This window comes from Psychromonas algicola (assembly GCF_004378355.1).
GTDB lineage: Bacteria > Pseudomonadota > Gammaproteobacteria > Enterobacterales > Psychromonadaceae > Psychromonas.
The window spans coordinates 1-19,827 of the sequence record NZ_SNUB01000020.1; the positions used below are offsets into that span (position 1 = coordinate 1).

At 35.9% G+C, this 19,827-nt stretch carries 18 protein-coding genes and 1 pseudogene; 12 read left to right on the top strand and 7 right to left on the bottom strand.

The features are described 5' to 3' along the window. Positions 1-161: 161 nt before the first annotated feature. The 4 genes from E2R67_RS10685 to E2R67_RS10700 form a co-directional block, all read right to left on the bottom strand. Complete coding sequence (locus E2R67_RS10685) at positions 162-938, bottom strand: DUF1223 domain-containing protein (RefSeq protein WP_134290948.1); 777 nt, start codon at positions 936-938, stop codon at positions 162-164. 401 nt (positions 939-1,339) lie between these two features. Further along, entirely contained in the window at positions 1,340-2,839 is a 1,500-nt protein-coding gene (locus E2R67_RS10690) for a hypothetical protein (protein WP_134290949.1), read from the bottom strand. Positions 2,840-3,025: 186 nt separating this feature from the next. Beyond that, positions 3,026-3,946, bottom strand: coding sequence for a GGDEF domain-containing protein (locus E2R67_RS10695; protein ID WP_166739368.1), 921 nt, complete (start codon positions 3,944-3,946; stop codon positions 3,026-3,028). After that, the gene (locus E2R67_RS10700; protein ID WP_134290950.1) at positions 3,946-4,755 is read right to left on the bottom strand and encodes an alpha/beta fold hydrolase; all 810 of its coding nucleotides are present in this window, start codon (positions 4,753-4,755) and stop codon (positions 3,946-3,948) included. The genes E2R67_RS10695 and E2R67_RS10700 overlap by 1 nt, the downstream gene beginning before the upstream one ends. 391 nt (positions 4,756-5,146) lie before the next feature. On the opposite strand from E2R67_RS10700, the gene E2R67_RS10705 reads away from it, so the two are divergent. Further along, positions 5,147-6,034: a bile acid:sodium symporter family protein gene (locus tag E2R67_RS10705; protein WP_134290951.1), complete on the top strand. Its 888-nt coding sequence runs from the start codon at positions 5,147-5,149 to the stop codon at positions 6,032-6,034. Between the two features lie 136 nt (positions 6,035-6,170). Here the strand turns inward: E2R67_RS10705 and E2R67_RS10710 are convergent, their stop codons facing one another. Beyond that, positions 6,171-6,644, bottom strand: a complete 474-nt coding sequence (locus E2R67_RS10710) for a MarR family winged helix-turn-helix transcriptional regulator (protein WP_134290952.1) — start codon at positions 6,642-6,644, stop codon at positions 6,171-6,173. 53 nt (positions 6,645-6,697) lie between these two features. Here E2R67_RS10710 and E2R67_RS10715 point away from each other — a divergent pair, with 53 nt between their 5' ends. Continuing rightward, positions 6,698-7,087 carry a hypothetical protein gene (locus tag E2R67_RS10715; RefSeq protein ID WP_134290953.1) on the top strand — a complete coding sequence of 130 codons (390 nt, stop codon included), beginning with the start codon at positions 6,698-6,700 and terminating at the stop codon, positions 7,085-7,087. Positions 7,088-7,158: 71 nt separating this feature from the next. On the opposite strand, the gene E2R67_RS10720 is transcribed toward E2R67_RS10715, so the two are convergent. Further along, complete coding sequence (locus E2R67_RS10720; protein ID WP_134290954.1) at positions 7,159-7,587, bottom strand: DUF2753 family protein; 429 nt, start codon at positions 7,585-7,587, stop codon at positions 7,159-7,161. 322 nt (positions 7,588-7,909) lie between these two features. On the opposite strand from E2R67_RS10720, the gene mtgA reads away from it, so the two are divergent. Beyond that, complete coding sequence (gene mtgA, locus E2R67_RS10725; RefSeq protein ID WP_134290955.1) at positions 7,910-8,590, top strand: monofunctional biosynthetic peptidoglycan transglycosylase; 681 nt, start codon at positions 7,910-7,912, stop codon at positions 8,588-8,590. Between the two features lie 117 nt (positions 8,591-8,707). Continuing rightward, a complete protein-coding gene (locus tag E2R67_RS10730; RefSeq protein WP_134290956.1) occupies positions 8,708-9,046 on the top strand; it encodes a thioredoxin family protein in 339 nt (112 codons plus the stop codon). Between the two features lie 98 nt (positions 9,047-9,144). On the opposite strand, the gene E2R67_RS10735 is transcribed toward E2R67_RS10730, so the two are convergent. Next, a complete protein-coding gene (locus tag E2R67_RS10735) occupies positions 9,145-9,486 on the bottom strand; it encodes an immunity protein YezG family protein (RefSeq protein WP_134290957.1) in 342 nt (113 codons plus the stop codon). Positions 9,487-9,740: 254 nt separating this feature from the next. Here E2R67_RS10735 and E2R67_RS10740 point away from each other — a divergent pair, with 254 nt between their 5' ends. From E2R67_RS10740 to E2R67_RS10770, 8 genes and pseudogenes are all read left to right on the top strand, one after another. Further along, positions 9,741-9,977 carry a YecH family metal-binding protein gene (locus tag E2R67_RS10740; RefSeq protein WP_134290958.1) on the top strand — a complete coding sequence of 79 codons (237 nt, stop codon included), beginning with the start codon at positions 9,741-9,743 and terminating at the stop codon, positions 9,975-9,977. A gap of 230 nt (positions 9,978-10,207) precedes the next feature. After that, a pseudogene (locus E2R67_RS16760) lies at positions 10,208-10,351 on the top strand (DUF2061 domain-containing protein); the annotation flags it as partial. A gap of 42 nt (positions 10,352-10,393) precedes the next feature. Then, on the top strand, positions 10,394-10,600 hold the full coding sequence (locus tag E2R67_RS16765; protein ID WP_208379512.1) for a DUF2061 domain-containing protein: 207 nt from the start codon (positions 10,394-10,396) through the stop codon (positions 10,598-10,600). 556 nt (positions 10,601-11,156) lie between these two features. Then, entirely contained in the window at positions 11,157-13,427 is a 2,271-nt protein-coding gene (nrdA, locus tag E2R67_RS10750; RefSeq protein ID WP_134290960.1) for a class 1a ribonucleoside-diphosphate reductase subunit alpha, read from the top strand. A gap of 319 nt (positions 13,428-13,746) precedes the next feature. Further along, a complete protein-coding gene (locus tag E2R67_RS10755) occupies positions 13,747-15,900 on the top strand; it encodes a dihydrolipoyl dehydrogenase family protein (protein WP_134290961.1) in 2,154 nt (717 codons plus the stop codon). Between the two features lie 48 nt (positions 15,901-15,948). Continuing rightward, the gene (locus E2R67_RS10760; protein ID WP_243837001.1) at positions 15,949-16,836 is read left to right on the top strand and encodes a DUF547 domain-containing protein; all 888 of its coding nucleotides are present in this window, start codon (positions 15,949-15,951) and stop codon (positions 16,834-16,836) included. Next, on the top strand, positions 16,823-18,121 hold the full coding sequence (locus tag E2R67_RS10765) for an ABC transporter substrate-binding protein (protein WP_134290962.1): 1,299 nt from the start codon (positions 16,823-16,825) through the stop codon (positions 18,119-18,121). The genes E2R67_RS10760 and E2R67_RS10765 overlap by 14 nt, the downstream gene beginning before the upstream one ends. Then, positions 18,121-19,827 carry an ABC transporter permease gene (locus E2R67_RS10770; protein WP_134290963.1) on the top strand — a complete coding sequence of 569 codons (1,707 nt, stop codon included), beginning with the start codon at positions 18,121-18,123 and terminating at the stop codon, positions 19,825-19,827. The genes E2R67_RS10765 and E2R67_RS10770 overlap by 1 nt, the downstream gene beginning before the upstream one ends.

Below are 19,827 nucleotides of genomic sequence, written 5' to 3' on the forward strand. Positions count from 1 at the left end.
GAAATGGTCAAAACCGATCCATAGTTGGAGAGCTGCCATGAATCGGTTTATAATAGAGTTTGAAGACCGCTTGAAAAAACATCTGTAAAAATGGTAATTACACAGAATTATTTACAGGGTCACAGTGATTAGCTTTTGTATTAACGACCATTTATTAACAGTTATTTAATATAACCTCCGACTGCTTGAATAGGCACTAAACTATTATCACTACTTACCCATGCACTGATCGCTTGTGCTTGCTCTTTATGTGCATCTTTCGCTAAATTCAATGTCGCAACCCATTGGTTATTTTCAAATGTCATCGGGATTTTTTGCCAATCTAACGCCACAAATTCATGTTGTAATTGCTTATTACGGTTCTCTCCGCGTTTTACATTGCTCTTTAACCCCATGCCTAATGGGGCAACCGATAATACCAATGGCTTGCTTTTATCTGCTATAAATCCTTTGTCAGGCGAAAAAACCGCTTTAACTTCGTGCTCGGTGTTGGAGGCTTGATAATCTATTTTTAAATTACCAATGGCGCTTTTTGCAAACGTATCGACACCACTTTCTATAGAATGCCCTCTAAAGAAACCTTTCCACTCATTACCCGCAATAATGAAATTTGGCGTATAAGCTCCTCTTCGACCACCTTCTTGTAACAAGCTATATTGTCTAGCGGTATATTCTGGTGTTGCAAAGGGGTCTTTCCAACCTAATCTGTCCCAATAGTCGACATGGAAAGCAACAGGAACGAATTTTTTGAATAATGTAGGGCTATCCAATAACTCACTCACTTTTTCATCCGCAGGCGGGCAAGAATGGCAACCTTCAGAGCTAAAAAGCTCAACTAATGCAACAGAATCGACTCCGCTATTAAACGTTTCGGCTAAGACTTGTTGTTGACCAAATAGTGCAATGGTTAATAAACCTGATTTAATTAATTTGTTCATAACGCCCTCTTTGTTAACTAGAAAATGTAATGTGTTCACTTTGTTTTTCTATTGCAAACGCTCAAATAATCTTAAAATAGACAGTCCGCTCTTCCTTTTATTTCAAATGCCAAGAGAAGAAAAACTAAACACTGTTGAGATATGTAAAATACTTGAGGTAACGTTTAATAGACCAAGCAGAAGGGAATTTGATTTCATTAAAAATATAAAAAAATAAAGTGCTGAGTATTTTATTATTAAGTTAAGCAATATCAATCAGTTAAAAACTGATTCAACTTAATGCAAAGTATCTACTCAAATCTTTAAGGTTGGCATTATTATGTTTGAAGTTATTACAATTGATGCGTTGTTAAGAGAGCTCGCAATCAAATTGCAAGCTCTCTGGTTATCAAGATAGGCAGTTAAGAAGTGTAATTAAATACTTCTATTGGAGTGTCTTCGTGACTATTCATGGTAAAGCTCAATACATCCGCTTTGTTCAATTTTTTAAAGGCCGTAGACTTAGCAGCGACTGCAAACGCCTCTTTAAATACAGAGTAAGTTAAATCATCCGCGATAGCTTGTACTTCACTGATCGTTTCTTCAATTCGCTGATCATTAATATCTAATTGATCAACAATCTGATAGGCGAAGCCCACATTAAATCCAGATAAACTGAATTGGTCCGAGGTTGCATAAGCTTGAGCATTGTAGTCAGCTGGCTCCGCAACATGTCCCGGCCACTCAAAATTAACACTCTCTAGTACCCCTTCTGGTTTGGTTTTTGCCCATGACTTAAAGGACTTTTCAAGGTCAGCTGCAATATTCTTAACCAACAGCTTTTTATTCAATGCGGCTAATGAATCCAATGTTGATGATATTAAAGCGCCGGAGTCACTATTTCTTAATTCTTTAATAGCTGCTTCAAATTTATCAGAATGCCCTTTTGAGAATCCTGCATATTCAAAAACTGACATGGTTTCGCTATAAATAATAGTGAGACGATGACCATTTAGCACGATTGCTTTAGGTGATGCGTCATCCTCTCTGGCAAAAGTATATTCATCAACAAGAGTAGGAGCATCAGTAAGATCAATAGAAGCTAGCTTTATTTTTTTTCTTTGAGAAATGGGGCTTACCAGAGTAAGGAAATTATCTCCATCCCAAAGGCCTAGTTCCACTTCGCTTTTTTTGAAAGAAGCAGTGGGTAACATTTTAGGTTTTTCAGGTTGAGTAACATCAACCACTAAAACGACCGTATCTCCTAAAAGCAGTAGCGTTTCTTGTTCTTTTAACCATTGCATTTTTGTAGGCGTATAACGTGGACCAACGCTCTTAATGAAAACAAGCTGATTGTTCTCTTCTCGTTTAAATACATTAACTCCAATATGGCGTCCATTAATGTAAACATAATTATCCGAGACAACCACATCCTTACCGTAACTATTATACATTCCATGTGTACGTTCAGGGGATTTTGGATCAGGCACAAATCCAACATCGGTAAAAGTACCATTTTCAATATTAAGATGAGTCAGACCATCTTTATGAGCGAGAAAGAGATCATCTCCTTGCAAATCTAACCCTATATACATATAAGAATGTTCACATTCAAAAATGACAGAACCATCAGCAACATTATGAATGGAAAGCTTACCTAATCGAGTTCCCCAAGTATCACCGGATAATACGACACGATCTTTATATAACTCTATATTGCTGATATTAATGTTGGTTTCGATGATAGTGATGACTTTCCACACATCAGCACTCACATCATAAATATAAACGCCGTCGTTTAGCTTAACGGCAAGCATGGTTTCACATTGAGAAACATAATAAATACTTCCGTTATGTTCAAATCCCGGAATGCTATCGCCAATGGCAGTTAAGACTTCTGTACTTTCACTTTTCTCGCTCAACTTACTTACCTCTATAAAAGTGTTAATATAATTGTGTGATTATATCTTATTAAAATAATCAGTAAAAACAGAAATTTGGCAGTATAAAATGATGAAAACCAACATACCAGACAATTTACATCAATTGGTTAGGATGAGTTATCAGAAAAATGATCCGGTAGCGGTTTGTTAAATAGCTTCGTTTTTTTATAGGTTTGAATTGTAAAGTTCTGTTCTATTTCGACCGGATTCTTTAGCCTTATATAAAGCATTATCTACTTCGCTATAAAGTGTTTTAAATGTACTTTCTGAACTGCTGATGGTTAATCCTATACTGGCTTGGATGTGATCACTTCCTATTTTAATTTCCTTCATTAAATGGTGCAGTCGCTCACAAAACAATATTGCATCTTGTTTATTGGAATCGGGTAAAAGAATTAAAAATTCTTCACCACCAAAACGAGAAACGAGATCTGTTTTCCGTGCAAGTTTCTTTAATTGCATCCCTAGTTCTTTTAACACGCGATCGCCTTCGGGGTGCCCATAGGCATCATTTACTTTTTTAAAATGGTCTATATCGAGTTGTAGTAAAGCCACAGAATGGTGAGATCTTGCTGCCAGTTCAATCGCTAGACTACTTCTATGCTTCATTTCTCTTCTATTTAGTAAGGTTGTCAATTCATCCGTTGATGCGAGTAGTTTTAATTGTTCTGCTTGTTGTTCAAGTGTTTCTCTTGCTTGAATTAACTCTTCATACAATTTATCTCGTTTTGATGCGTTAAAAAAACTCCAATAGATAAGACCATTGTTATCGCTTTTAACGTTAACCGTGATTGGAATACGCACGCCTTTTCCATTTATCATAGTTAATTGCATCTCTTCACATGTATTTTCATGTAAGAGTGTTGGCACTAAATAAGTTTGATAAAAAACCTTAGAAGCAAGCGTAAAAATAATGTCTGCACTTTTTCCAATTAGCGCATCGAGCTCCCACTCTAACTCTGTCGAAAAATAGTCGTTACAATAAATAATCATTCTTGACTCATCAGTGATAAAGACTCCGTTAGGAAAGTCATTTAACGTATATGCCGTCATAGGCGAAGCAGAAATAGCTTGCTGCTGTTTCATTATTTATCTAAATATTTGAATATAGAATCTATGATTGGTTCGGGGTGAGTCATATGCAAACAGTGCCCATCAGCTTCTACAATCTCGAGTTCACTATTGGTTATATTTTCATTGATAAACTTGCCTATTTCAGGGGAAGCTAATGAATCGTTTTTGCTTTGAAATATTAATGTGGGTTGTTTAATGTCTTTTAATATATGTCGATAATCAGAAAGAAAAGTCGCTTTAGCAAACCCCTTTGCTACAACGGGATCTGTAGAGCAGAAGCTACTGGAAAGTTCGTCAGTAAATTCACTTGGATTCGTTTCTCCCATTACTAACGGCGCTAAATAATTCGCCCACCCGATATAATTTTTATCCATCAAATTCAATAATTCTTGTAAATCTTGTTTTTCAAATCCACCTAAATAATCTGGAGGAAAATTTAAGAAACAAGGTGATGGACAAATCATGATCATACTTGAGAAAAGCTTGGGTGCTTCAATACTCGCAAGGGAGCCAATGATACCGCTGACAGAGTGTCCGATAAAAATAGTATCAGAGAGTTGTAATGCTTCACCTATTTCGATAATGTCCTGCGCATAACCTTCAAGGCTGCTATAGCGTTCTTTATCGTATTGTGAAAGATCAGAATTGCCTGAGCCCACATAATCAAAGAGTATTATTTTAAACTTTTTTTCGAGTGAAGGTGTGATAAAACGCCACATGTTTTGATCGCAACCAAAGCCATGTGCAAGCATTAAGGTTTTAGATCCTGTGCCAATTACTTTAACGTTGTTACGAGTCAGTACATCATTTGCAAGTTGCATAGTAGTCTCATTTTATTAGTGGCTAAGCAAATTTCTATCTAATGAGTGTAGGTTATAAATGATTGTGAGTTAAATCAATTTATAGCTGAAATGAGAATCAAGATCGAATAAAAATGAAATTATAGAAGTAAAACGATATAAAGCCTTATATTTGAGTAATATAAGGTATTGTGAAGTGCAGAGAGCGTAACTAGATAAGAAGCTAATCAGTTAACAGTTAATTACAACATTACTATTTTATAAGATGATCAGTTTGAAATGATTATTAACGATTAAGAAGTAATTAGCTTTAGTATGCGGAAAAGCTAAGAAATAATGTCCTATATCAAGATGATAATCATTAATATCGATAGCATTAACGCTATCAATCAATTAAAGAATAAGTGAATTTATGGCTCAAATAATAGCGCAAGTAATGTTACCCGTCGTATTGGGTCTGGTGATGTTAGGTATGGGATTAAGTTTACAACTAAAAGATTTTAAAGCGGTATTAACCAAACCTAAAGTCGCCCTTCTCGGTTTTTTATTACAACTCTTTTTACTGCCTGTGTTGGCGTTGATTATTATTAAAGCCTTTGCGCTCAATGAGTTTGCTGCAGCAGGGCTTTTTTTACTGGCATTATGTCCTGGTGGCGCAACTTCCAACTTATTTTCATTTATCGCTAAAGGTAACCTTGCGTTAAGTGTCTGCTTAACCAGTGTTGTGAGTATGCTTTCACCTTTTATTTTACCCGTCGCTTTTATTGGTTTTATTCATTACAGCGGTCATGTAGACAGCCAATATTTTGATTTACCTTTATTACCTGCGATTAAGAAACTGGTGATGGTTACCTTGTTACCTACTGTTATTGGTATGAGTATTCGCTATTTTGCCGATCAATGGTCACAATCGGTTATCCCTTTCATTAAGAAAGTATCATCTATTGCTATGTTATTGATCGTCGCTGCATTGCTTGCAACGAATTTAAATATTGTTCCAGCCATGTTTTCTATACAAGGAATTTCAGTGATATTGCTGTGTAGTTCAAGTTTATTTATTGCTTATTTTATTGCAGGAAAAGCCAATACGAGCGATACAGATAGAAAAACCATTGCTTTGGAAGTAGGAGTACAAAATGCAGGAACGGCGATGGTCATTGCATTAAGTATTATGCATCAACCTGAATTAGCAGTGATCCCATTAATGTATGGCATATTAATGAATATCCCCGTATTTGCTTTTGTTTATTGGTTACTACATAAAGATAAAGTGATCACTACTTTAAAAGTAGAGTCTTAAATACAAAAAATTTAATAGTGATTTGAGTAAGGTAAGGTTATAGATTAATGAATTTCTTAGTGATAGTTTTAAAAGCCTAGGAAAATACAAAACCTTACTCACATCACCAGCACCGTCCTTTATCGCTTTTTCTATCTTACTCAGTACTTAATTGAGAAATAATTTGCTCAATACTTTGCAGCTCAGTCACGGTTGCTTTTAATTCATTCTCTCCAACATCTTTATTTAGTACGGTATCAATATCAGCTAATAATTGCCTTGCATCCGACATTAAAAGCTCACCGGTTTTAGTAAAAAATATTTCCTTCTGTTTACCTTTGCCATCTCGCTGTTCTATGTAACCTGCCTTGCATAATTCTTTGACTGTTTTGGCAACCATTTGTCGAGAGACACCTAATGTTCTAGCGATTTCAGAACCAAAATTAATACCACACTCTAAAGTGCTTAAGAAATTTAAAACAGAAGGTGAAGCCAATTTATAGCCTTTATTTTTTAAAGATTCAGAAAGATATAAAGCTATTTTTTCATGCACTTGTGCAGCAGCAAGCACTAATTGTAGAGATTGACTTTCTACCATTGGAATATTATTTTTTGTCAACCTAATTGACATACATAAAACCTCTCTCTATAGTTATGTCAACTAAGTATACATGAGGAAAGAAAATGATCACGTTAAGTAATGTAATGAAAGCAAATGCAACAAGCTGTATTGGATTTGGCGCCATTTTTTCATTGTTCTCAGAACAGGTTTCTGGCTTTTTGAGCATCAGTCATCAAGCACCTAGTCTAGTTTTTCTGTTGCTTGGACTTATTTTACTCTTTAATGGTTTTCATTTGATTTGGGCTTCGTTTAAATCAATGCCAAGCAAGTTTTTGGTACTTTATTTTTCAATTGGCGATTATATATGGGTACTGGCGACACTTTATTTAATATTCGCCGAAATGTGGATCACGACGTCGATGGGTATTATTGCAGCTCTACTCGTTGCATTAATGGTAGGTACTTTTGGTTGGTTACAAATGCTTGCAAGAAAGAAAATGGGGAATTGTTAATTACATCCAATAAAATTTAAAGATAAGCGCAGACAAAAAATGCTTTACTCTGCGCTTTTTCTCCCCACCAGCTAGTGATGTCTTTTTTTATTATTTTCAATCAGCGCTAATTGTGAATTCAACTCTTGCATACATTGTTCGCAAGGCGGATGAACCTCAGCAAAGGCCATCAATTTAGGTAAAGTTAAATTAATCGCACTAAGCGCAACTTGTTCCCATTCTTTATCATCTTTAAAATTCAACGCCATGTAAAGCATAGATTGATGTGGGATCAATAAACATTTTTGAGCCATAAGCACATCCTCTTTTTGCTCATAAATAACAGCTAATTCGTGATAACTGGCAATCCAATCATAAAGAGAGTCAAGGCATTTAGGTTGTACTGCTAATTTCTTTTCGAGGTGATAAATTGTTTCTCGATAAAAGCGTTCACTATTGTTTAAGTAATCATTTTTATAACGAGGTTGTTGCAATGTCATTTCATTATTTATTCTATCCATACGATCCTCACCATTAAATTTCAATTTTGATTCTAAACTTTGCGCAAGTGATAACAACTATCGTTTAGATTTAGGTTTTTGTAAATAGCAAAACTCTACTTTTTATTAAAAAACAGCAAAACTATAGTGCAGATCAATTTTTGTAAGTACTTCTAAACGTCTTAAAATTAGGTTTCCGAACCAAAACAAAATAAAGCTGCCAAATCATTCGATTTTATTGACTCATATTTTTTATCTTTTCGCTGATTAGAGATAAAAAAGTCAGGGTGTGGCATTCTATGAAATCATCTCATTCGCGTTAAAAACCACTTAGAGATAAACAATGGCAAAACGACAATCTAGTATTTTGGGCAAAATTTGGTACCTCTTATGGCGTTTATTATTGTTATACGTTGTCGTCTTATTAGTATTTCGCTTTGTGCCTGTACCCACTTCAGCGTTTATGTTGCAAAGCCCCTACCCTGTCACGCAAAAATGGATCAGTATTGATAAGCTCCCTTCGTCTATGCCGTTAGCTGTCGTGGCCTCTGAAGACCAACGCTTTCCAGTGCATTTTGGTGTCGATTTCACCGAGATCATTAATGCACTCGAACAATATGATGATGGTGAAGGTCTACGTGGTGCAAGTACGATTTCACAACAAACAGCAAAGAATCTTTTCCTATGGTCTGGTCGAAGCTTTATACGTAAAGGTGTAGAAGCCGCTTTAGCCACTAGCCTTGAAGTTATTTGGGGTAAAAAGCGAATTTTAGAAGTGTATTTAAACGTCGCAGAATTTGGTAAAGGGATTTATGGTGTTGAAGCCGCTAGCCAGCATTATTTTGGTAAATCAGCTCGTCATCTTTCTAACAATCAAAGCGCTCAATTAGCAGTACTATTACCGAGCCCGAAAACACGCGATCCTCATCGTTTAACAGCAAACCTTAGCGAGCGAGTTGTGTGGATAAAACGACAAATGAGGCAACTTGGCTCGAGTTATTTAAAGCCAATGATAGAAAATTAAAGCAATAAGTTTGTCTCATAATTGGTTTATAAGTAGATTCATATCAACCTTGTTGCTTGTTTTATAACTGTATTAGCGTTAATTTAATTTTTTAATTTATATTGGAGCTTAAACAAAATGAACAATACTCAATTTGGTTTTAACCCTGATTATGAAGAAGAAGCAATCACACTTGATCAGCTTAATAAATTACCAGGTAACGCGATACTTGAATTTGGTACAGCTTGGTGTGGACATTGCCAAGCGGCAAGCTCAGCAATAAAAGAGGTACTTTCTGAGCATCCAGAGTTACCTCACATTAAAATTGCAGATGGAAAAGGCAAAGTATTAGGACGTGCATTCAAAGTAAAGCTTTGGCCAACTTTAATTTATTTGCATGATGGTACTGAAGTCGCACGCTTAGTTAGACCATTACAGTCGAATGAGGTACGAGATTTTATTTCAAAAACGGCATAAAAAGTACATTAAAAGTTTGCTCCTCCCTAGGGAAAAATTTAATAACCATTAAACTGAAGGCTACACTGTCAATAATACTCGTTTTCAAAAAAATTCTATTATTCCGATAAAGATTTAAGCTCAGCAGCCATTTTATCATCCCAATCCAATTCTATATTGAATTTTCCGGAAGGTAATAAAGTAAAAGTGGCTTTATTCCAATGATTTGAGTTTCCCTCTGTCACAATGTCATATAAAGCATGAAAATCCTTAACAAGCAGTCGCCGATCGAACAGCTTAAATTTAAAAGATGAAAACTCTTTGTTTAAAGTTGTTCCACCTTTGAAATTAATAGCATCTTTAGCTGCCCTTTTAACGGTAAGTTCAGCTTTATCCCAACTTATATCAATAGCATTAGCTATATTGTTGGCAATACTTGAATAAACATTTTCTATTTTCATTTTTTTCCGGGTATTTTTCAAACCTAAATCGTATTAATGACATCTAGAAACGAATCCCTAAATATAGCTGATAAACATAGCAAATATTTGAGAATAAATACGACTGTTAGTATGCCTTCTTATTCATAAGAATGGCTATTGAATATTTTTTAAAGAGTAATTAGTTACTTTGTATAATTGAATTGTTTTGTATCAATGCGCCAATATTCCTCTTAGTTATAGTACGCACAATTAATTAGCTAAAAGGTAATAACATGAATGAATCAATTCACGGCCATCAAGTAATGGAGATGATGGCGAAATCAAAGCAAGCTTATACTAAACAAAGTTTAAAATTAGCTATCGCAACTAAATTTGGCGAGAATGCACGCTTTCATACTTGCATGGGTAGTGATTTAACTGCAGATGATCTTATTGAATTTTTAACATCTAAAGGAAAATTTGTTGAATCAAGCGAAGGAATTAAGATACCAGAAGAGCACCTTTGTTAACTTTATAGAATCAAGCACAGACAAAACGCTAAAACAAATTAATCGCCCTTAATCATTGACCTACGGTCTCACATAATACTGCCAACTCAAGTTAAAACACTAAAAACAATTGAAATTCAATAAACGATAGCCATAGACTATTTTATGAATAGATATTTCCCCCTTTACTTAATGATAATAGTTATCAATAATAATTACATAGTAAAAACATAACTAACGAGGGACGTATCATGGTTAAAACAATTACTTTTGCAATTATTCATTTTTCTATTGCAACCTTAGTCGCTTTTTCATTAACAGGTGATATTTTGTTAGGCAGCATGATCGCCATAATTGAACCTTCAATTAATACAGTGGCTTTTTATGCTCATGAAAAGGCATGGCAGCATATCCCTTTTCTTAAGCTGCATGATTCAATGACTAAAGTAAAAACAGTTAGCTTTGCTGTTATACACTTTAACGTTGCTTTCACGGTGACTTATGCTTTAACTGGCGACGCATTTATTGGAGGATTGATGGCAACCATAGAGCCTGCTATTAATTCTGTTGCTTATTTTTTCCATGAAAAAGCTTGGCTTAATAGAAATAAAAAAGCCAAGATAGAGCAAATTGCTTATGTATAAATACAACAAAACAGTAAGTGGTAAGGAACGCCTTACTACTTTACTTGTTTTATAATCGACTTTACCATCTTAAGTTTCGTTAATGTTTTGCCAATAAATTAAATCTGCTAGTAATTAATATTCCACGCTTAATTCCCTTACAAAAAATACTTGTAATATGTAAAAAATAGGTCAAAGTGGTCCTTTAAATAACCTCAACAATTAAATTCAATTTATGCTTAAAAATTTGAAAAAGATCTAGATTCGAGAAATTTATACCCCTATAGAAATATTTTTTTAAGTAAGAAAAAAAACTAAAAAAAGCATTGCTATTTTCTTAAAACAACTCTCGCTTACAACATTTTGTTAGCGACTACTAACTAATATGTTTATGTCGCTTTTTATCCACAAATCTTACAATAGTTATCCCTTGAAATAATTTAAAAAAGCTTTATCTTGTGTGTCACTGCAACATTAGACACTACATATAGTGTTTTTTTTGAGCAATCCGTACATACTTCTATAACTACTTGTTATTACTAACATTATTACTTTTAGAACTAATTAAGGTAAAAAAATGAATAAGAACCTATCTGTTACTAAACGAAATGGGAAACGCGAAAGCATTGATCTCGATAAAATACATCGCGTGATTACATGGGCAGCAGAGGGTCTCAGCAACGTTTCAGTTTCACAGGTAGAGTTAAATTCACATATACAGTTTTATGATGGCATTCGCACCGATGACATTCATGAAACAATTATCAAAGCAGCAGCGGATTTAATCTCAGAAGAATCTCCAGATTACCAATATTTAGCGGCTCATTTAGCCGTATTCCATTTACGTAAACGCGCTTATCAACGTTTTACGCCGCCTAGTGTATTTGAGCACGTGAGTAAAATGGTTTCTAAAGGTAAATATGATGAACATTTACTTGAAGATTACACCAAGCAAGAATTTGAAGAGATGGATAGATTCATCGATCATGATCGTGATTTAAACTTCTCTTACGCTGCGGTAAAACAGTTAGAAGGTAAATACCTTATTCAAAACCGTGTAAACGGTGAGATATATGAAAGTGCACAATTTTTGTATCTTTTAGTATCAGCTTGTTTATTTGCAGATTACGATAAAGATGTACGTCTTGATTACGTAAAACGTTTTTATGATGCAACATCTCAATTTAAAATATCATTACCAACACCTATTATGTCAGGTGTACGTACTCCAACTCGTCAATTTAGCTCTTGTGTATTAATTGAAGCTGACGACAGTTTAGATTCAATCAATGCAACAGCAAGCTCAATTGTTAAATATGTATCACAACGTGCGGGTATCGGTATCAATGCCGGTCGAATTCGTGCAATGGGTAGTAATATCCGAGGTGGTGAAGCATTCCATACAGGTTGTATTCCATTTTATAAATACTTCCAAACAGCTGTTAAATCTTGTTCGCAAGGTGGCGTTCGTGGTGGTGCAGCAACGGTTTTCTATCCAGTATGGCATTTAGAAGTTGAATCATTATTAGTATTAAAAAATAACCGCGGTATTGATTCTAACCGTGTTCGCCATCTTGATTACGGTGTGCAGTTAGGTCGTTTATTCTACCAACGTTTGATCGACAAAAAAGATATCACCCTATTCAGCCCTTCTGATACGCCGGGAATGTATGATGCCTTCTTTGAAGATCAAGATGAATTTGAGCGTTTATATCACCTTTACGAAGCTGATGAATCAATACGTAAGCGTAGTATTCCAGCCGTTGAATTGTTCTCTCTGTTAATGCAAGAACGTGCGAGTACGGGTCGTATCTATATTCAAAATGTAGATCACTGTAATACACACAGCCCATTTGATAGTAAAGTCGCGCCAGTTCGCCAAAGCAACTTATGTTTAGAAATTGCATTACCGACTAAACCATTAGCACATATTATGGATGAAGAAGGCGAAATCGCTTTATGTACTTTATCTGCGATTAACTTAGGTGCAATTGAATCATTAGATGAAATTGAAGTTTTAGCTGAATTAGCCGTACGTGCCTTAGATAATTTATTGGATTACCAAGATTACCCAATCATTGCCGCAGAAAAAAGCAGCATGAATCGCCGTACCTTAGGTATAGGTGTAATTAACTACGCTTATTACTTAGCCAAAAATGGTGTTAAGTACTCTGATGGCAGTGCAAATAATCTAACACATAAAACTTTTGAAGCGATTCAGTTCTACTTGTTAAAAGCATCAAACAAATTAGCGAAAGAACGTGGAGCTTGCCCTAAATTTAATGAAACACGTTACGCACAAGGTATTTTACCGCTAGATAACTACAAAAAGTCATTAGATGCGATTTGTGATGAAGAGTATCACTTAGACTGGGAGACATTACGTAAAGACATCGTTAAAGACGGTTTACGTAACTCAACGCTATCAGCCTTAATGCCCTCTGAAACATCGAGCCAAATATCTAACGCAACGAACGGTATTGAGCCACCACGTGGTTTCATCAGCGTTAAAGCAAGTAAAGATGGTATTTTAAAACAAGTTGTACCTGAATTTGATAAATACAAAGATAACTATGAATTGTTATGGACGATTCCAAATAATCAAGGTTATTTAGAGCTAGTTGGTATTATGCAAAAATTCGTAGACCAAGCTATTTCAGCCAATACAAACTACGATCCAAAACGCTTTGATGACGGTAAAGTACCAATGACAACCTTGCTGAAAGACTTGTTAATGGCTTACAAAATGGGACTTAAAACACTTTATTACCATAACACTCGTGATGGTGCTGATGATGAGAAAGTCATTGAAGATGATGGCTGTGCAGATGGTGCTTGTAAAATATAAGCAACGACTGATTCTAGTATTGATGCATTAAATAAAGGCATTAAATTCAAAGAAAGGATGTGTTAATCACATCCTTTCTTTTATATCTACTCTTCTGCAATCCACCATAAATCCTACAAAAAACCTCTGTCTGAAATCACCTTTCAAATTATTTATTAGTTTTTTTAATTAATAGGAAATAAAAACAAAGGGTATCAGGTCTATACTTCTAAGCTATTCATTAAAATCATAAATTTTAATTAATGAATAACAATAATTATTGGTGTTTTAGGTTACTAATAAATCAAACCCGGTGTATTTCACTTGAAGGCAATAAACTATGTTAAAAAAAATCGTACTACTCCTGCTCGCTGTTGTATTAATTGGGGCATTTTTCCACTTTAATTTGCATCAATTACTCACCCTTGATGGCTTAAAAGGTTCAATGGATCAATTCCGCGAATGGAGAGTTCAAGCACCAGTATTAATGATTGGTGGCTTTTTTCTACTTTATGTCGCAGTGACTGCACTTGCTTTACCTGGTGCTGCAATTTTAACCTTGGCAGCCGGCGCTTTATTCGGTTTATTTGAAGGATTTTTAATTGCTTCTTTTGCTTCTAGTCTTGGTGCACTGTGTTCATTTATTGTTTCTCGTTACTTATTACGTGACTCGCTAATAAAACGTTTTCCTGAACGTTTAAAAGCAATTGATGAAGGCGTTAAAAAAGAAGGTGCATTCTACTTATTCACCTTACGTTTAGTGCCTGTTTTTCCATTCTTTTTAATTAACTTACTAATGGGTTTAACAGCAATTAAATCTTGGACATTCTACTGGGTTAGCCAAGTAGGTATGTTAGCGGGTACATTCATCTTCGTGAATGCGGGTACTCAATTAGCTCAAATCGATAGCCTATCGAACATCTTATCTTTTAACCTAATTATCTCTTTTGTTTTATTAGGGTTATTTCCACTGATTGCCAAAGGAATTGTTAATATAATTAAAAAACGTCGCGTTTACAGCAAATGGACTAAACCCGCTAAATTTGACCGCAACATGGTTGTAATTGGTGCTGGTGCAGGTGGTCTAGTAACAAGTTATATTGCCGCAGCAGTAAAAGCTAAAGTGACATTAATTGAAGCTGGTGAAATGGGCGGTGACTGTCTTAACTATGGTTGTGTGCCAAGTAAAGCAATTATCAAAAGTGCAAAAATTGCAGAACAAATTCGCAACGCACATCACTACGGTTTAGATGATTCAACGCCACAATTTTCATTCAAGAAAGTAATGGACCGTGTACACCAAGTTGTTGCCGATGTTGCACCACATGATAGTGTTGAACGTTACACAAATTTAGGTGTTGAAGTTGAGAAAGGTTATGCAAAAATTCTTGACCCTTGGACTGTACAAATCAGCTATGAAGATGGAACAACTAAAAAATTAACAACACGTAGTATTGTTATTGCAACGGGCGCACGTCCATTTGTTCCACCACTACCAGGTATCGAAGAAACAGGTTACGTGACTAGTGATACATTATGGAATGAATTTGCAAAATTAGACGAAGCACCGAAAAAGTTAGTTGTTTTAGGTGGTGGTCCGATTGGTTCAGAATTAGCACAAAGCTTTGCTCGTCTAGGCTCATCAGTGACACAAATCGAAATGGCTGAACGCATAATGATCAAAGAAGATCTTGAAGTATCAGAGTTTGCAACAGCATCATTACAAGAAAGTGGCGTCAATATTTTAACGTCTCACCAAGCATTGCGTTGTGAAATTAAAGACGGTAAGAAATTCATCATTGTTAAACATAACGATCAAGAAATTGCGATTGAATACGACCAATTATTATGTGCAGTAGGACGTAGTGCTCGCTTAACAGGTTACGGCTTAGAAGAGCTAGGTATTGAAACTAACCGTACTATATTAACCAATGAATACTTAGAAACAATTTATCCTAATATCTTTGCTGCTGGTGATATTGTTGGTCCTTACCAATTCACTCACGTTGCTGCTCACCAAGGCTGGTACGCTGCTGTGAATGGTTTATTTGGTAACTTGAAAAAATTCAAAGTGGATTACCGTGTTATTCCATGGACAACCTTTATTGATCCAGAAGTCGCTCGTGTTGGTATTAACGAAGCTGAAGCGAAAGAAAAAGGCATTGATTACGAAATCACGCGTTTTGACTTTGAAGAATTAGATCGTGCAATTACGGATAGCGCAACCAAAGGTTTCATTAAAGTCATTACGCCTAAGGGTAAAGATAAAATATTAGGTGTAACGATTGTATCTGAACATGCAGGTGATTTGATTGCTGAATTTGTATTAGCGATGAAACATGGTTTAGGTCTTAATAAAATACTAGGCACAATTCACAGCTACCCAACATGGGCTGAAGGAAACAAATACGCTGCTGGTGAATGGAAACGTAATCACGCACCAGAAACGGTATTAAATTGGTTAGAGAAATATCACACATGGAAACGTGGTTAATTAAACGCCGTCGAGACCAGATATTTAAATATCACATATGGAGAAGTGATGAATAATAAAATAATTAAAAACAAACTCAGTGCAGCCCTAATGTTAAACGCAAAACGCTTAACAATAGGCACGGCACTATTAACAGGTTCTCTTTTTAGCCATGTTTATGCAGCAGATAATGCGGTAAACAGTGTACAGGTAGCGGCACAGTCAAGTATTCATGCAACATGGGAAACCTTGCTTGAGCAAAATATCAGCTCAATCAACAATGGCAGTAGTACTGCCGTTGACTATGCAGCATTTAAAGATGAACGAACTAAATTAAAATCTTACCTTGAGCAATTAGGTAAGGTTTCACAAACTGAGTTTGATGCTTGGTCTACGTCAAAACAGCTCGCTTTTTTGATTAACGCTTATAACGCATGGACTGTTGAATTTATATTAACAAAATACCCAGATCTTGATTCAATTAAAGATTTAGGCAGTTTCTTTAATTCACCATGGGATAAAGAGTTTATTCCATTATTTGGCAAAACAGTGAGTTTGAACGATATTGAACATGGTTTGATTCGTGGTAGCGATCGTTATAATGATCCACGTATCCACTTTGCAGTAAACTGTGCAAGTATTGGCTGCCCTGCTTTACGTGAAGAAGCCTATACTGGTGATAAACTTGAGCAACAATTAACAGAGCAAACAGAACGATTTTTAAATGATACAAGCCGTAATTATATTAAAGGTAAAAACTTTTATATGTCTTCTATCTTTAAATGGTATGGAGATGATTTTGAAAAAGGCTTCCGTGGCACAAAATCAATACAAAGCTTTGTATCACTTTACGCAGATTCATTAACGTTAACTGATGCGCAAAAAACAGCGTTAAGTAAAGCAAGTTTGAATATTAAATTCTTAGACTATGACTGGAACCTTAATGCAATTAAATAACTATTATCGTCAACTTACCCCCGTCAGTTGTTGTATTAGTTTTTGTTTTGTCATTATGTTATCGCTTAGCAGCAATGTATTTGCATCAGCCACTTCGGCAGAAGCTGATGTGGCCGCTAAGCAAAATTCACCACTTTGGCAAGCGATTGAAAAGCGTGGTGCCAACCAAAGCGTGTATTTTCACGCTTGGGGTGGTGACGCTCAAATCAATAACTATATTCAATGGGTTGGAGATCGTGTTGAAGCCTTATACAACATTGATTTAAACCATGTAAAACTAACTGATACAGCGGAAGCAGTAAGTCGAGTTTTAGCTGAAAAGTCAGCGAATAACCATAACAATGGACAAGTTGATCTTGTTTGGATCAATGGTGCTAATTTCGATTCAATGGCAAAAAATGGATTACTCGCGCCTAATTGGGCGGGACAACTCCCTAACTTTGTTTTAACGAATCCAACCAATAATCCGGCCATGACACGTGACTTTGGTGTACCTACACAAGGAATGGAAGCACCATGGGGACAAGCAGCGCTGACTTTTTACTTTGATAGTTTAAAAGTAAAAAACGTTCCTGAGACCTTGCCTGAATTATTAGCATGGACCAAACAAAACCCTGGGCGTTTTACCTACCCTAAACCTCCTGAGTTTTTAGGCATGAGTTTTTTAAAATATGCATTAATCATTTTAAATGAATCTCAGCCCACAGATGTCAAAGAACAACTCTACCTCCCGGCCACAGCACAAAGCCAAGCGCTATTATTACCTAAACTATGGTCTTTCTTAGATGAGTTGCACCCTAACCTATGGCACAGCGGCAAACACTTTGTTTCTAACGGATTAGCATTACGCCGTTTAATGGCAGATACAGAGCTACAAGTTTCTTTTACTTTCTCAGCAGCGGAAATTCCTTCGGCAATTTCACGTTATGATTTGCCAGATACAACACGTACTTATCGTATGAAAGATGGCAGTTTAAGTAATATTCACTTTGTTGCGATCCCTTATAATTCTGCGCATATCGACAGTGCGAAGTTAGTGGCTAACTTTTTACTAAGCCCTGAAGCGCAATCGAAAAAACAAGAAACAGCGATATGGGGTGATAACAGTGTATTAGATTTATCTCAACTGACTCCCTCACAACAATCACTTTTTGAAGTCGCAGAAAAACAGCATATAAGTGCCACCATTATCAATATTGATAATACTCGTTTGTTAAGTGAGCTTCATCCAAGCTGGGTGAAAGTAATCACTGACCAGTGGCTTATTCGCTATGGAGTACAATAATGATCGTTGCTAACACTCTCTTTACTCGACTTGTACGCAATAGTCCGTATTTGTTAATTGCTTTATTAGTTGTGCCCGTTGCTGGCGGTTTATTAGGCGTGCTTTTACCAGCCTTTAGCTGGTTACCTGCACTGAATGAAACAAACTTTAATTTATCTGGTTTCTCGCAGCTGTTTAGTACCCCAGGCATTGATAAAATGGTTTGGCTAAGTTTTAGTACGAGTTTAATCAGTACTTTATTAGCTTTTTTAATTACCATATTAATTCTAGCAAGTTACTTTAATAGTCCTTGGCTACATCGAATTCAACGCTTATTAGGCCCTATTCTTGTTATTCCACATGCCGCTGCAGCAATTGCGATTGGCTTTTTAATCACCCCTTCTGGTTTTTTAACAAGACTGTTTTCACCTTGGCTTAGTGGTTGGGATACTCCGCCGGATTGGTTATTCCCACACGATCCAATGGGCATCAGTATTATTATTGGTTTAACGGTTAAAGAGTTGCCGTTTTTGCTATTAATTGCACTAGGTGTTTTAGCACAACCTGAAATAGGTAAAAAGTTAAGAGCACAACATAAAGTGGCATTAAGTTTAGGCTATTGCCCAATGACTGCTTTTTTCAAAGTCGTATTGCCTAATCTTTATGGTTATATGCGCTTACCATTGTTAGCCGTATTAGCGTACTCAAGTGCCAGTGTAGAAATGCCATTAATTCTTGGCCCTAATACACCACCGACGTTAGCAGTTGCCATTATGCAATGGTTCCATGATGTTGATTTAAGCCTTCGTATTAAAGCGTCAGCAGGTGCTATTTTACAAATAGGTATCACCGTTATTTTGCTATTAACGTGGAAGTCATTAGAAGTTGCGATTAAAAAAGGCAGTGCAGCAATCTTAGTGAATGGCGAACGTGAATTTGGTGGAATGATTATTCAACGTTTCACGCATTTATTAACTAGCATTATTTTAAGCATTATCGGCTTAGCTTTAGTGGCAATGGTGTTATGGTCATTTGCAGGCTTTTGGTCTTTCCCTGATCTATTCCCGCAGCAACTTGTTGGCCAACATTGGCAAACTGCAATAATGCAGATGCAAACGCCTTTATGGAATACTTTATTAATTGCGATAACAAGTACGTTTATTGCCATTGCTCTTACTTTATTTGCATTAGAAGCTGAGCAACAAAATACAAAGACAATATCTTCAATTAGTGGCTTTATCATCTACTTACCGTTATTGATTCCAAGTATCGCGTTCTTATTTGGACTCGTATGGGTCTTTGAGCAAGTAGGTAGCCAACACGCTTATATCAACGTGATCTTAGCGCACCTGTTGTTTGTATTACCTTACGTATTCTTATCCTTAGCAAATAGCTACCGTCTACTTGACCCACGTTTTGGCTCAGTAGCAGCGAGTCTTGGTGCTAGCCCTTCTAAAATATTCTGGCAACTTAAATTGCCTCTATTATTAGGGCCAATTTTAATTGCAGCAGCCTTAGGTTTAGCGATTAGCTTTAGCCAATATTTACCTACTTTACTAGCAGGTGCAGGACGCATTAATACCATTACAACGGAAGCCGTGACACTTGCCAATGGAGCAAGTCGAAGAACCAGCGCTGTTTATGCCTTAGTGCAAATGTTATTACCTGCGTTGTTTTTCTTATTAGCTTGGGCAATTCCTAAGTGTTTATACCGAGCTCGAGCTTAA